General features: G+C 61.0%; 12 protein-coding genes. 4 read left to right on the forward strand and 8 right to left on the reverse strand.

Annotation, left to right across the window (positions count from 1 at the left end):
* Positions 1 to 53: 53 nt before the first annotated feature.
* The gene (locus HMPREF3145_RS03190) at positions 54 to 1,013 is read right to left on the reverse strand and encodes an L-lactate dehydrogenase (protein ID WP_070421807.1); all 960 of its coding nucleotides are present in this window, start codon (positions 1,011 to 1,013) and stop codon (positions 54 to 56) included.
* A 134-nt stretch (positions 1,014 to 1,147) separates the two neighbouring features.
* Between HMPREF3145_RS03190 and hisD the strand changes: the two genes are divergently transcribed.
* Entirely contained in the window at positions 1,148 to 2,446 is a 1,299-nt protein-coding gene (gene hisD / locus HMPREF3145_RS03195) for a histidinol dehydrogenase (protein WP_070421808.1), read from the forward strand.
* A gap of 21 nt (positions 2,447 to 2,467) precedes the next feature.
* Here hisD and HMPREF3145_RS03200 read toward each other — a convergent pair whose 3' ends face one another.
* From HMPREF3145_RS03200 to HMPREF3145_RS03220, 4 genes are all read right to left on the reverse strand, one after another.
* Positions 2,468 to 3,877 carry an amino acid permease gene (locus tag HMPREF3145_RS03200; protein ID WP_070421809.1) on the reverse strand — a complete coding sequence of 470 codons (1,410 nt, stop codon included), beginning with the start codon at positions 3,875 to 3,877 and terminating at the stop codon, positions 2,468 to 2,470.
* A gap of 425 nt (positions 3,878 to 4,302) precedes the next feature.
* Positions 4,303 to 5,262: a hypothetical protein gene (locus HMPREF3145_RS03210; RefSeq protein ID WP_070421811.1), complete on the reverse strand. Its 960-nt coding sequence runs from the start codon at positions 5,260 to 5,262 to the stop codon at positions 4,303 to 4,305.
* Between the two features lie 40 nt (positions 5,263 to 5,302).
* Complete coding sequence (locus tag HMPREF3145_RS03215) at positions 5,303 to 5,878, reverse strand: hypothetical protein (RefSeq protein WP_070421812.1); 576 nt, start codon at positions 5,876 to 5,878, stop codon at positions 5,303 to 5,305.
* A gap of 13 nt (positions 5,879 to 5,891) precedes the next feature.
* On the reverse strand, positions 5,892 to 7,241 hold the full coding sequence (locus tag HMPREF3145_RS03220; RefSeq protein ID WP_070421813.1) for a CitMHS family transporter: 1,350 nt from the start codon (positions 7,239 to 7,241) through the stop codon (positions 5,892 to 5,894).
* A gap of 98 nt (positions 7,242 to 7,339) precedes the next feature.
* Here HMPREF3145_RS03220 and HMPREF3145_RS03225 point away from each other — a divergent pair, with 98 nt between their 5' ends.
* The 3 genes from HMPREF3145_RS03225 (at position 7,340) to HMPREF3145_RS03235 (ending at position 11,534) form a co-directional block, all read left to right on the forward strand.
* A complete protein-coding gene (locus HMPREF3145_RS03225) occupies positions 7,340 to 9,484 on the forward strand; it encodes a DEAD/DEAH box helicase (protein ID WP_070421814.1) in 2,145 nt (714 codons plus the stop codon).
* Positions 9,485 to 9,591: 107 nt separating this feature from the next.
* The gene (locus tag HMPREF3145_RS03230; protein WP_070421815.1) at positions 9,592 to 10,407 is read left to right on the forward strand and encodes a chymotrypsin family serine protease; all 816 of its coding nucleotides are present in this window, start codon (positions 9,592 to 9,594) and stop codon (positions 10,405 to 10,407) included.
* Positions 10,408 to 10,505: 98 nt separating this feature from the next.
* The gene (locus HMPREF3145_RS03235; RefSeq protein ID WP_141740791.1) at positions 10,506 to 11,534 is read left to right on the forward strand and encodes a chymotrypsin family serine protease; all 1,029 of its coding nucleotides are present in this window, start codon (positions 10,506 to 10,508) and stop codon (positions 11,532 to 11,534) included.
* A 70-nt stretch (positions 11,535 to 11,604) separates the two neighbouring features.
* Here the strand turns inward: HMPREF3145_RS03235 and HMPREF3145_RS03240 are convergent, their stop codons facing one another.
* Genes HMPREF3145_RS03240 through putP form a run of 3 tightly spaced genes read right to left on the reverse strand, consistent with a single transcriptional unit; the run spans position 11,605 to position 14,308 of the window.
* Positions 11,605 to 12,090, reverse strand: coding sequence for a DUF2269 family protein (locus HMPREF3145_RS03240; RefSeq protein ID WP_070421817.1), 486 nt, complete (start codon positions 12,088 to 12,090; stop codon positions 11,605 to 11,607).
* 16 nt (positions 12,091 to 12,106) lie between these two features.
* Entirely contained in the window at positions 12,107 to 12,727 is a 621-nt protein-coding gene (locus HMPREF3145_RS03245; RefSeq protein WP_070421818.1) for an HNH endonuclease family protein, read from the reverse strand.
* Between the two features lie 6 nt (positions 12,728 to 12,733).
* On the reverse strand, positions 12,734 to 14,308 hold the full coding sequence (putP, locus tag HMPREF3145_RS03250; RefSeq protein ID WP_070421819.1) for a sodium/proline symporter PutP: 1,575 nt from the start codon (positions 14,306 to 14,308) through the stop codon (positions 12,734 to 12,736).
* Positions 14,309 to 14,344: the final 36 nt, after the last annotated feature.

Here is a 14,344-nt window from a genome sequence, read left to right on the forward strand (position 1 = left end):
CGGGAAAACGAAAGTTGAACCGCCGAAGTGGGGTCGTCGATACGCAAATGCTCTTAGATCTCTGCCTTGTCGATAACCTCGCGCAGGACCTTGGCGGAGTGGTGGAACTTGGCGGTTTCGTCGTCGTTGAGACGAAGTTCGACGACGTTGCGCACGCCGCTGCGGTTGAGCACGGTTGGGGTGCCGATGTAGATGTCGTTGAGGCCGTACTCGCCCTCAAGAAGCGCAGAGACTGGTAGGACAACGTCCTCGTTGCGCAGGATCGCGCGCGTGATGCGGGCGAGCGCGTTGCCGACGCCGAAGGACGTGTTGCCTTTGCGTTTGATGATGTCGTAGGCGGCGTCGCGGGTACGCACAAACATCTCGTCGATTTGTGTGTAAATATCCGGGTTGCGGGCGGCTTCCGACTCAAGCAGTGCGGGGAGGGGAACACCACCGATGGAGCCGGAGGACAACACCGGCAGTTCGGTGTCGCCGTGCTCGCCGATGATGTGGGTGTGCACCGCAGAGGGAGCAATATCGAAGTGCTGTCCCAGGTTGTGGCGCCAGCGCGCCGTATCCAGCACGGTGCCTGCGCCGATGACCTGATTCGATGGCAGTCCGGTCTGCTTCCAGGACACGTAGGTCAGCACATCCACTGGGTTGGTGGCCACGACATAAATGCCGTTGAAGCCGGCGGCCATGACTTGTTTGTTGATGGACTCGAAAATCTTCACGTTGCGCGCCACAAGATCCAGACGCGTCTCGCCGTCGCGCTGCGCAACGCCGGCGCAATTGACCACGAGCGCGGCATCCTTGCAGTCCTCGTAGGTGCCAACCGTGACATCCATGTGGTGGCCAGAAAACGGGATAGCGTGGCTGAGGTCTTCTACCTCTGCCCAGGCAAGATCCTCGTTGATGTCGATGATGGCCAGGTGGTCTGCCAGGCCCTGGTTCAAGACTGCGTAGGCGTACGCGATGCCGACAGCGCCTGCGCCGATGATGACAACTTTCGAACCTTGAGTGACAAACATATGACCATTATTCCATGTGTTGATTACGGGGAGCGGGGTGGGTTGGCGGCTTCGAGGTTACTTCGTCAATCCGCTTTTTAAAGGGCGAATGCTGGATAACATCTATTGATGTCCACGACAATCAAAGGAGCATCATGCTAAACGTGACAGACCTGCGAGGACGAGAGACCTCGGTACGAGAACTGCGTGCAATTCTTCCTCGTGCAGGTACCGATGTCGGCTCCGCAGCAGAACAGGTCGCGCCGATTGTCGACGACGTCCGTAGCCGCGGTGCCGAGGCAGCACTTGAATACGGGGAACGTTTTGACGGAGTACGCCCAGAAGCGGTTCGAGTTTCTTCGGATGCCATGCGGGCCGCGTTGGATGGTTTGGATGCTGATGTTCGCGCTGCACTGGAAACCTCGATTCAGCGGATCCGACAGGTACATGCTGAGCAAAAGCCAGCTACGCGCAAGACCGAACTCGCGACAGGAGCAGTTGTTACTGAGGTGTTCCGTCCGGTACATCGCGTGGGGCTTTATGTCCCGGGCGGTAAGGCTGTGTATCCGTCGAGTGTGCTGATGAATGTGATTCCGGCCCAGGAGGCGGGCGTGGAGTCCATGGTGGTGTGCACCCCGCCGCAGGCAGACTTTGACGGTCAGCCGCACCCGACGATCCTCGCCGCATGTGCGCTGCTTGGTATCGACGAGGTCTGGGCCGTTGGCGGCGCACAGGCGGTGGCGCTCATGGCCTACGGTGACGACGACCTCGAGCCGGTCGACATGATTACCGGCCCCGGCAACGTGTTCGTCGCAGCGTCCAAGCGCCTGGTCAACGGCGTAGTTGGCATTGACGCGGAAGCCGGTCCGAGCGAGATCGCGATCATTGCCGACGACACCGCTGACCCCGTCTACCTCGCCTACGACCTGATCTCCCAGGCAGAGCACGACGAGCAGGCCGCATCGATTCTGATTACGGATTCTCCGGAGCTGGCTGAGGTCGTCGACAAGGAAATCGCGAAACGCTACGGCATCACGCTCAACGCTGACCGCGTGCGCGACGCGCTGGAAGGCCCGCAGTCCGGGATTTTGATTGTGGACGACATCGAGACTGCCGTGCACGTGACCAACGTCTACGCGCCCGAGCACCTGGAGATCCACACCGCGAATGCGCAGGCTGTGGCGCGCGAGATCAACAATGCCGGCGCTATCTTCGTCGGCCCGTACTCGCCGGTGCCACTGGGGGACTACTCGGCAGGTTCGAACCACGTGCTGCCAACGTCAGGTACCGCAAGGTTTGCCGCGGGGTTGAGCACGCACACCTTCCTCAAACCGATGAACATCGTCGAGTACTCCGCTGAGGCACTGGAAGAGGTCGCGGATGCCGTGATCACCCTTGCAGACGAAGAAGGCCTCCCCGCACACGGGGAGGCCATCAAGGCAAGGCGGGGCTAGCCGCCAGAGGCGAGGTACGTACTACTTCGCCTCATACTCATATTCCGTCTGGGCGACAGCCTGTGGGCGACCGGTGATGAAGTACAGGATGGTCATCACGATCAGGAAGCCCACACCGACGGCGAGTGCAACGTGGTAGTCAGGCAGCCACACCATGGTGCCGAAGGTGAAGAGGATGAAGGCTACCGCGAACCACTGACCGTACGGCCAGAACGGAACCGGGAACTTCAACGCCTTGACCTCCTGGGGGGTCATCTCGCGGCGGGACGCGATGTGTGCGATGAGGATCATCAGCCACACGAAAATGGTGGCAAAGGTCGCAAGCGCTGCGATGGTGCCGAAGATGTCCGGGTAACGCTGGTTCAGGTAGACACCGACGATCAGGGCGACGATGAGCATCGCAACCGTCATCACAGGTACGTCGCGGTAGGTCTTCGCCATCGACTTCGGCGCCAGGTTCTCCTTGGCCAGGCCGACAAGCACACGGCCGGTGGAGAACAGGTCAGCGTTGATAGCCGACAGGGAAGCGCTCAGCACGACAACGTTGAGCAATGCTGCAGCCCAGCTCACGCCGAGGGTGTCAAAGATCTGGACGAACGGGGAATCATCACCATTGATCGTGCGCCACGGGTTGATCATCAGGATGACCAGGATGGACAGCACGTAGAAGATCAGGATGCGCATCGGGACGGTGTTGACAGCCTTCGGAATTGCACGATCCGGATCCTCAGCCTCAGCACCTGCGACACCAATGATCTCAGTGCCACCGAAAGCGAAGAGGACGAGGATGAAGGAAGCTGCCATGCCGGAGAAGCCGTTAGCGAAGAAACCACCGTCGTTCCAGAGGTTGTCAATGCCCATTGCCTCCGGGGACTCACCGAGGTTGAAAATAAGGATTGCAGCGCCACCGATGATCATGGCGACCACAGCGCCGACCTTGATCAGCGTGAGCATGAACTCGAGCTCACCAAACAGACGGACAGCGGCAAGGTTAGCTGCACTGATGATCAGCAGTGTGACGGTGATCCAGACCCATGCTGGTGTTGTGGGGAACCAGAACTTCATATAGATCGTGATTGCCGTTAAGTCAGCCAGACACACGATCATCATCTCGAAGGCAAACATCCAACCGGTGATGTAACCACCGAGACCGCCCAGGTACTCGCGGCAGTAGACCGCGAAGGAGCCGCGCACTGGGTGACGGACACTCATTTCGCCGAGAGCACGGAGGATGAAGTACATCACCGCGCCACCCAGGAGGTAGACGAGAAGCACAGAAGGACCAGCCGCCTGGATTGCGCCGGCGGAGCCGTAGAACAGGCCGGTACCAATCGCTGAGCCCAGAGCGATGAAGTGGATGTGGCGGGCCGTCAGGCCCGGCATTTTCGGTTTGGAAGTGTCTTGTTGCGTAGATGCAGTCATGGTGGACATTAACTGTGCTCTTTCAAATGACAATGTGCGAATCGAAGTGCGAATCGAAGTGCGAATCGAATCGCTACGGGAAAATATTGGTGATGACATTGCCCAAGGCTGGGCTGCGTCTTCCCGGTTTGACCTTCCGGCGGTGGCACAGTGATTAGGGGCTCGCCGCGGGGGAGGGGCTCCGGGTGCGCGGCGTGTTCCGACGAATCCTTGACGCTAACGAAAAATCCCCCGCGCTTTGCTGCGAAGGGCAGTTAGCGCAGGGGCGAAAAAGTCGGCCGACACCGCGCTACAGATGATGATGCAGGCGGGCCGGCTGGGTATTCGGCAACGCGAAAGCGACGGCCTGGTCGGCCGTGGCGGAAAATGCGTTGCGGTTCATCACGAGGAGAACCCTAGCACGGACATGTTGAGTTTGTGCAAAAACAGCTGAATTAATTTTTCAGGCGGTGTGCTTCGGACGGGTCGAGCAGCACCACACCGCCGGTTCCTTCGTACGCTTTAGCGCCGCTCATCTGTGTATCTGTGCAGACAGTCCTGCGGTTGCTGGGGATGTCCTCGTCACCGTCGAGGATGTACCGGCCCAGGCATCCCCAGCCATTATTCTTGTTCGTCCATGCGGTCACGCTGCCTTGAAGCTCGCCGTTTTTCGCGGCTTCCTTGTATCCCTCAAGGGTGCCCATGGCGACGTCGCACGTGGTGTTGTCCTCGAGTGCGTACACACCCATCTCCATGCCGAACATGTCGGTGGTGCCGCACTGTTCACCCTTGGCCACAGTGTGCTCCTCGGTGATGCTCTGGGTTTTACCTGGGCGGGAGTACACGCCGTCGTGGACCTCGAACGCGTCATTGCCATACTCAACACGGACACCGCCGCCGTTGAGGTTGGTGATTACGACATTGTTGATCGTGACGCGTTCGCCCTCGTTGAGGTGGCTCGGCTGGATGTCGTAGCCCTGGGAACCAGGGGAGACCGCCGTAATGAACCCGCCACGGTCTGGCTTGTACCAAATAACATTGGGGACCTTGGTGTTCGGATCGCCGCCGTTGTGCTCTACGGGAGGAATCGGATCGACGAACGCGGCCTGGCAGAACACTGGAGTGTCATCCGGGTTCCTGCCGATCCGACACCCGAACACCCCTGAGTCGAGCCCAACAACATTGTGTTCGAACCGCGAAGGATCGACATCCGTGTAGTTGTCTTGAGTGTCCTCGGCCGACGTTTCCGGTGCGTCGGAAGCGGTCGTCGTGGATTCGGTGTCTTGTGCCGAATCCGAAACGGTTGGCTCAGGCAGGGCCTGCTCAGAGCTATCGCCGCAACCGGTCAAGGTTGCGGCGGTGACGAGTACTGCGGCGAGAATCGATGTGGTGCGGTGTGCGCGGGAAAACTGCATACCGCCTAGTTTAGGAACACCACGTGGTGCTCATAGGGAATTACGCCCCTGGTGTGAAGTGGTCGGAGGAGTATTGCCCGTCGGGGGAGATCTCAAACCAGGAGTTGTCGCGCTCGCCGCGAATTGTGCCGTCGGCCCCGTGGGTGAAGGTGTAATAGCTGATGGTCACCTGTTCACCGGGGTGAAGCACGTCGCCCACGGGTTGTGCGTCACCGCCGCCGACATCGTGGGTCGTGGCAAAGCCAATCTCTGACACCCACATCAACCGGTCAACGGGAGTGCCCTGGCTGTTGTCAATGTCTAAGGGCGGCATCTGCCCAGCCGGTGCGATTACGCACCCCAGATACCCGTCGTCATCTCCGCCGGCGGGGAAGTACGAACAGGTGGTTTTGGAGTCGAACTCCACGACGTACGCCGGGTACTCGCCGCCTTCTGTGAAGTCGGCGGGATCACGCTCGACGAGGGCAGCTTCTGTTGCTTGTGCGGAGGGGTCCACTGAAGATTCGTTCAGTTCCGCCTCCTGGACGTCGTCGCTGGTGGAGCATGCAGAAAGCGCCAGTGAGGCAACAAAAGCAGAGGCGAGGGCTGCTGCAGGCGTTGCGCGTTGTGTGTTCATGCACACGACCCTATTAGGCGAAGACGCCCACCGCCCAGGAACCGAGCACCAAAATCACCGAGAACACCCAGCAGATCGGGAAGGCGATGCGCAGGTACTTGCCCATCTCCGCACGCGCCAGGCCGAGTGCGAGCCACAGTGCAGGGGAGAAGGGGCTGACGAAGGTGCCGATGACATTGCCCACGATCATCGCGGAGGCAGCACCCATACCGGAGACGCCGAACGCCTCTGCGGTTTGCTGCACGATCGGCAGCACAGAGAAGTAGTACGCGTCCGTCGACGTTGCCAGATCCAGCGGCACGCCGAGCAGACCGATGATCACGTGGATGTACGGGCCGACAGACGCCGGCAGGATGGCAATCAGCGACAGTGCGATCTGCTCCAGCATGCCGGTGCCGTCCAAAATGCCGAGGAACATTGCCGCTGCGAGAATGACGCCGGCCATGGACAGGGCGGTGGGGGCGTGTCGTCGCAAAGCATCGCTCTGATCGTCGAGCGACGGGAAGTTCAACGCCATGAGCAGCGCAGTGCCAACGAGGAACGCGGACGCCGGCGAGGCCAAACCAGCGACCAGCACGCCGATGAGTGCGAGCGTGATCAGGGTGTTTGCCCACGTCACCCACGTGCCACCACGCTGGGTGAACTCCAACTTTGCGCGCTCTTCTGCTTGACGACGAGAAAAGTCTTCTGCAACCGCATGCACATCCACCAACTGGTGGTCGCCATCCTGGTTGGCGGTGCGGCGCTGCTCGATCACACCGAAAATCGCAGCAACGATAAACACGAGGACAATGGCCGCACCCTGAACCGGCAGGAGGTGAGTCCAGATCTCGTTGGGGGAGGGTCCGATGACGGAACTTGCACGGCCAACCGGGCCACCCCACGGAAGCATGTTCATCACCGACGCCGACAGCGCGACGAGGGTGAGCAGCACGTAGCGCGACATGCGCATCGCCTCGTAAAGCGGCAGCAACGCTGGGATGGTGAGCAGGAACGTGGTGGAGCCAGAGCCATCCAAGTGCGCCACGATCGCAATGGCAGCGGTGCCAATGGTGACCAGGATTGGCTTGCCGCGGGTGGCACGGATCAACGCCTTAATCACCGGCTCGAACAGACCCACATCTGAAAGAATGCCGAAGTAGATGATGGCGAAGATAAACATCACCACGACCTTCATGACTCTGTCGAGCCCGTCGAGGTAGAAGTCCGAAATCTCCGCCACCCCAGCGCCTGTCAGCACAGCACCGATGATCGGAATCAACGTCATCGCGACGATTGGGTGTGTTTTGCCTTTAAGGAGCAGGCCGACCGTCACCACAATGATGGCAAGGCCCAGCACAGTCAGCGCGAGGGGAGAAGTCATGGGTGGATACTAAATGATTGCTGAGAAAGCCGGGGCTAATTTTTTCAGAAACACTGAAATAGCAGATTGTCGGGCTGATGCCGTAGTGTTAGCAGGCGATGAGCATTTCCGAAAACGCCACCGGCGGCGAGAACGAGCCGGATAAGAATGTGTCGGAAAATCAGGAAAACCCGCAGGATGTCGCGGCCGAGATTGTTGAGGCCGTAGTAGAGGACACCAGGGATGCGGAGATTTCTGAGGTAACCGGCGCCGCACAAGAAGACGCGGCCATTGAAATTGAAGACAACGTGGTAAAGATCGTCGATACGGACGAGAAGTCCGAAGACAACGGCGATAACGCTGCAGATACCGCAGAGGAAAAGGCAGAAGAGGTAAAGCCGGAGAACGGCTTTGAAACCCTCGGCCTGCCAGACAAGGTTGTGGAGGCCGTCAAGCGCGTCGGTTTCGAGCAGCCCTCGCCGATTCAGGCACAGACCATCCCGCTGCTGATGGAAGGCCGCGACGTCGTCGGCCTGGCACAGACGGGTACGGGTAAGACCGCAGCATTCGCGCTGCCGGTGCTGTCCCAAATTGATCCCAAGAAGCGTCACCCGCAGGCACTTGTGCTCGCCCCGACGCGTGAGCTGGCACTGCAGGTGTCGGACTCCTTCCAATCGTTTGCCGATCACCTGGGCGGCATCAACGTGCTGCCGATCTACGGCGGCCAGGCCTACGGCATTCAGCTCTCGGGGCTGCGCCGTGGCGCACAGGTGATCGTCGGTACGCCGGGTCGCGTCATCGACCACCTGGAGAAGGGCTCGCTGGACATCTCCAACCTGCGCTTCCTCGTGCTTGACGAGGCAGACGAGATGCTGAACATGGGCTTCCAGGAGGATGTCGAGCGCATCCTCGAAGACACCCCGGATGAGAAGCAGGTTGCGCTGTTCTCGGCGACGATGCCAAACGCGATCCGCAAGATTTCGCGCGACTACCTGAACAATCCGGAAGAGGTCACCGTTAAGTCGGAGACCCGCACCAACACGAACATCACCCAGCGCTACCTGTTTACGGCGCACCGCAACAAGCTCGACGCGATCACCCGCATTCTTGAGGTGACCGAGTTTGAAGCGATGATCGTGTTCGTTCGCACCAAAAACGAGACCGAGGACGTTGCAGAGAAGCTGCGCGCACGCGGTTTCTCCGCCGCTGCCATTAACGGCGATATTCCGCAGCAGCAGCGCGAGCGCACAGTGGATCAGCTTCGCGACGGCCGCCTGGACATCCTCGTGGCCACCGACGTCGCAGCCCGCGGCCTGGACGTCGAGCGCATCTCGCACGTGCTTAACTACGACATTCCGAACGACACGGAGTCGTATGTCCACCGCATTGGCCGCACTGGCCGTGCAGGCCGTACCGGCGAGGCGATCCTGTTCGTCACCCCGCGTGAGCGCCGCATGCTGCGCTCGATCGAGCGTGTGACCAACGCGACCATCGAAGAGATGGAACTGCCGACTGTCGACGAGGTCAACGAGAGCCGCAAGACCAAGTTCATGGACTCCATCACCGAGTCGCTTGAGGCTTCTGAACTGCAGATCTTCAAGACCATGGTGCGCGAGTACTCCGCGGCCAACAACGTGCCGATGGATGACATTGCCGCAGCGCTTGCTACCCAGGCGTTGGCTGGCGACGAGTTCCTGATGAAGGAGCCGCCGCGCGACAAGCGTGACCGTCGTGATCGTCGTGACCGCGATCGTTTCGACCGCGACGACCGTCGTGGCCGTGACCGATTTGATCGTGGCGAGCGTGGTGGTCGTGGTCGTCGTGGTGACAGCGAGAACTTTGATACCTACCGTCTCGACGTGGGTAAGCGCCAGCACGTGCGCCCGGGTGCGATCGTGGGTGCCCTGGCCAACGAGGGTGGCCTGAGCTCCAAGGACTTCGGTCGCATCACCATCGGCGGTGACTTCACTCTGGTGGAACTGCCGAAGAACCTTGACCGCGCTGTACTGGACCGTCTGGAGGACACCCGCATTTCCGGTCAGCTGATCAACATCCAGCGTGACCATGGTGCACCGCCGCGTGATCGTGGCGGACGTGGCCGTGGCGGCTACCGCGGTGGGCGCGACCGTGACGATCGTGGGTACGGCGGCCGTGGCCGCGGTGACCGTGACCGCGGTGGATACCGTGGCGGGCGCGACCGTGATGACCGCGGTTACGGCGGCCGTGGCCGTGGCGACCGGGATCGCGGTGGATATCGCGACTAGTTCTTAGCGCGTCAACGACACGGGGCCATCTCGGAACCGGGTACAGTGTGGAAAGCATTTGCCCGGCCGGGGTGGCCCCGTTTTGTTTGTAAAGAGAGCACGCCTTCATGCTTCAACCGCGCCTGTTGTCCACCATCGCTGCATTCGTGATTGCGCTCGTCGCTGGGGTTGGGGTGCTTCCAGTGGAGGCGTCAGCGCAAACCCGCACTGTCACGCAGGGTGGATCTGTAGTGGTGCATGGCACCGGTGTGTGCACGGTGGGTTACAACGATCCGGCACGTCACCGCAGTTTTGTTGCGGCGCACTGCGGACGGAACGGAGCACGGGTGGAAATCGTCGACCCCGCTACCAATGCACGCAGCGGGGCAGTGGGCACCTTGTACCGTTCGCGGGCGTACGACGGCCACCTGGGTAACGACTGGGCTGCAATCCAGTGGGATCCAGGTGTGCGCCTTGACGGCAACCGCATCACAGGCGATGCCTGGGTGCCCCCCAACGACATTCGAATGGGAGAGACCGTGTGCTACTTCGGTCGAACCTCGCATGCGGGTGGTGGACGCACCTGCGGTTCTTTTGGCGGGTCGGCGGATAACACGTTTCTCCTTAACGCACCTTTGACTCGCCCCGGTGATTCGGGCGGGCCGATGTGGGTGCCCGGTCGTGGTTTCGTTGGAGTGGTTTCCAGCATGTGGACCTCGCGTCAGTTGCCGCTCGTGCAAGGCAAGAACTTCGTCGTCGGGGTCGTGCCGCAGGACGGTCCGCCGGTACCAGATGCGCGCCTTGTCGGACTGTGGGCGCAGAACACGTTCCTACCGGGGCTGACTGGTCCTGTCGCTGAGGGGATCCGGGCAGTTATCGACGCCATCTTGCGCCTGTTCACCGGGCTTGGCTTTCATGGTCCTGCGTCGCTGCACTACGGCTAGGTGTTTCGCCGTGCGATTGAACGTGGAATTTGCCTGCGTGATGCGGTGTGAGCAGGTAATCTAATGCGCGTCACCCGTGCCCTAGGAAAGTCATACAAATGAGAAAATTGGGATTCGCCGCCACGGTGAACACCGAGGTCCGTAGCCTCGTAGCCGCCGCTGGTGCAGCCGCGCTGGTGCTGAGCCCAGCGGTTGCAACCGCGGCAACGCCGACCGTTGTCGAGCAAGGCAAGGCCATCTACATCGAGGGCCACGGGGCCTGCACCATCGGCTATAACGATGTGGCAAACCGAAAGAGCTACACCGCTGCACACTGCGGCAGCGAGGGCGCGCGTGTGTCCCTCATGGACCGCGCGACAATGGAATTTAGCGAAGAGATGGGCACGTTCCACCCGTCGAAGAACTTCACCCGCCTGCCTTACAACGACTGGGGCTGGATCGAATGGGACGCCGGTGTGGCAATTGCCGGTAACTCGTATTCCGGCGACAAGGTGCTGACCAAGGACGACGTGAAGATCGGCGACGAGGTCTGCTCACACGGCGAAACCAGCCACATGGGCACACGCAACATCTTATGCGGCACGTTTGCCGGATGGTCTGCGGAATCCTTTGGCGTGCAGCTCGAAGGCTGGCAGCAGGGCGATTCCGGCGGACCAGTGTGGGTACCGGGACGGGGCTTCCTCGGTGTGATGTCGGCTGCGGCACTAGGAGAGGCCAAAGCACCTTCGATCGTGATTGGCGGGAAGAGGCAAACGGGCAAACCGGTGGGCTGGGCCGCGTCAATCCACGACGGCGAGACGCTGTCGGATCGTCAGTTCCAGATTGATTTTGCCAAGGCAGGCGGGCTGGACACCAGTATGTTTGAGGGCACCCCCGGAACACCAGGCACTACACGCCCGCCGATTGCTGTGCCGAATCTGCCAACGAAGCCAGCCCCGGCCCCAGTGCCTGGGCATCCAGGCGCCCAACAGGACAACCAGGCAGGCACCCCGCCGGGTGCGCAGCAGGATGTCCAGGGGGAGAAGGGGTCGTCGACAAGCAGTAGCTCGCTGTCTACCGGCGAGATCATCGGTATCATCGTCTCTATCTTGATCGCCGCCGTCCCTGTTGCGATGCAGTTTCTCTAACCTGCGCACATGAAAATCGCCCCGGATCCGCGCAGTACGGATGCGGGGCGATTGCTTGTGTCGAGGAGGTTTAGAACAGGTCCGTCGGCAGGAACATCAGGACAAGCACCAGAACCCACAGCACGTTGAACACGCCGGCGCCAGCGTTCGCCTTCGCCTTGGACTTCTCAAAGTCCTCGGTGACATCAGTCGGATCGGCCTCATCAGGAGAGAGCGCACCGATCGTGCCCAGCATCTTGCGCTGCTGCGGGATCACCATAGCCAGCAGGATCGCCCATGCAATCACGGACAGGATAATGGCCGAGTGCAGCCAGTAGTTGGTGCTGTAGCTCGCCCAATCTGCAAACATGACAACGCCGCCGAGCAGCGGAACAAGCGCGGATAGCAAGCCGTAGGTCTTCGTGATGCGGTACAGCACCGACGCGCGACCCATCGCTTCTTCGCCACCGTTACGGGCTTCTTCAGCCTGGCGAGGGAACATGGAGGCGGAAACGACAACTGGGCCGAGCAGCAAAATGGCAGAGGCCACGTGCAGGAAGACAAGCAATGTATTCATGTGGCGCTACTCTACCTCACAGTTGTTGATTGGCGACGAGTCCCATAACGCCAGAACATGCACGTTTGATCACTTTCACATCTTCTGCTGGCAGCGGAAGGCGGTATTGGGTGGCCACCTCCACGATGCGGGTGCCGTACGCGCAGCGGGCTCGGCGATTCGGCGGCATCCACTCGGAGGGCAGTTTGTCGGACTTGGCCTGGTTCGCTGCGGAAGATACGGCGATGAGGTTGAGCGGATCGTTGTAGAACGCGATGCGCGTGGCTTCGTCCCAACGGTGCGCGCCGAGGTCCCAGGCGGCGGAAACAGGGAGGATGTGGTCGATCTCGATGTCTTCGCGACGCATCACGTCCCCGGTAAACGGGTCGGTGCCGGTAGCGCCGGCGCCTGCACGCGCTTGGGCGACGGGCAGCATGTCCGGTGAGCATTGCGTGCTGTCAAGGTCGCGGACCACGATGCGCTCGCGTGTCGTGCACCCGGTGCCATCAATGGCCCAGCCGGGGCCAAACGCAGAGCGGTCGTAGCCCAACACAGTCGCGCGCTGAGGGAGAGTCGGGATAGAAAAATGCGATCGTGCCGTAGGAAACGGCACGATCGCGAGAGTGAGAATCACCAGGATTGTCAGGTAGGTACGCATACCTCCTTAGACGGCGGTGGAGCCTGCCTGGTTCCCACGGGTTGCTTCGAGGGCCTCCTGGAAGGTCGCGTCCGGGTGCGCAAGGGCGTAGTCGGTAGCAGCGATAGCCTCGTCGAACTCTTCTGCCACGCCATCCTTCGGGCGGGTAGCAAGGGACACGCCGACCATGGCGATGGTGGCAAAGGCGACGCCTGGGACGATCTCGTAGATGATGTCGCTGAGGTAGGTACCCCACACAAACACGGTGACAGCACCGACGATCATGCCGGCCAGTGCGCCCGGCGCGGTGAGCTTGCGCCAGTACAGCGACGCCAGGATTACCGGGCCGAAGGAGGCGCCGAAGCCGGCCCAGGCGAAGCCGACGAGCCCCAGGATCGTGTCGGACGGGTTGAGCGCCATGACCATGCCGATCGCGGCAACGACGACCACCATCGTGCGCGAGAGCACGAGCAGGGTGGTGTGGTTCGGGTTCTTCTTAAAGATGCGGTAGAGGTCCTCGATCAGCGCCGAGGAGGTGACCAGCAGCTGCGAGGACATCGTGGACATAATCGCCGCCAGCACGGCGGTGAGCACGATACCTGCGATCAGCGGGTGGAACATGATGCGAGCCAGGTCGAGGAAGACCGTTTCAAAGCCGGACTGGTCGGTCACCGATGCGGACTTCTGGCCGAAGTAGGCGGTGCCCACCAGGGCGGTGATTGTTGCACCGGCGAAGCAGATGAATACCCAGATGCTGCCCGTACGGCGAGCGGCCTTTGCCTGTGCAGGGGAGCGCAGCGCCATGAAGCGGGTGACAATGTGCGGCTGGCCGAAGTAGCCAAGACCCCACGCCAGGTTGCCGATAATCGTTGCTGCGGAGACACCAGCGACCATGTTGAAGAAGTCGGGGTTACCGTTCTCCCACGGACCGTACGGCTGGGAGGTCGGCCACGTGAGGACGTCGGACGGGCTATTGAGTGCAAACAGCGCGAGCACCGGCACGATCAGCAGAGCCAGGAACATCAAGGTGCCCTGCACGGCATCGGTGTAGCTCACAGCCAGGAAGCCGCCGATGAAGGTGTAGAGCACGGTGACGGAGCCGATGATGAGCACACCGGTCAGGTAGTCGCCGTCGAAGGTGGACTCGAAGTAGCGGCCGCCGGCGACCATGCCGGAGGAGACGTAGAAGGTAAAGAAAATGATGATGATCACGGCGGAAGTGAAACGCAGCGCGCGAGACTGGTCGTGCGTGCGGTTTTCGAAGAAGCTCGGCAGCGTGATCGAGTCGTTGGACACTTCCGTGTAGGCGCGCATGCGGGGTGCGACCCACTTCCAGTTCGCCCACGTGCCAAGGAAGAGGCCGATGGCGATCCAGAGCTCACTGAGGCCGGAGACGAACAGCGCGCCGGGCAGGCCCATCAGCAGCCAGCCGGACATGTCCGAAGCTCCGGCAGAAAGCGCCGCGACGAACGGATTGAGGCCACGGTCGCCTAGTACGTAGTCGTCGTACTTCTCGGTCTGTAGCCATGAGTAGAATCCGATGGCTACCATGACACCGAAGTAGAGGACGATCGCGAGGACAAGCCAGAAACTCTCTGACATAGTTTCTCCAATCTTCTTGTAACGTTCGCCACACTT

The sequence above is a fragment of the Corynebacterium sp. HMSC05C01 genome (assembly GCF_001807155.1).
Lineage (GTDB): Bacteria > Actinomycetota > Actinomycetes > Mycobacteriales > Mycobacteriaceae > Corynebacterium > Corynebacterium coyleae.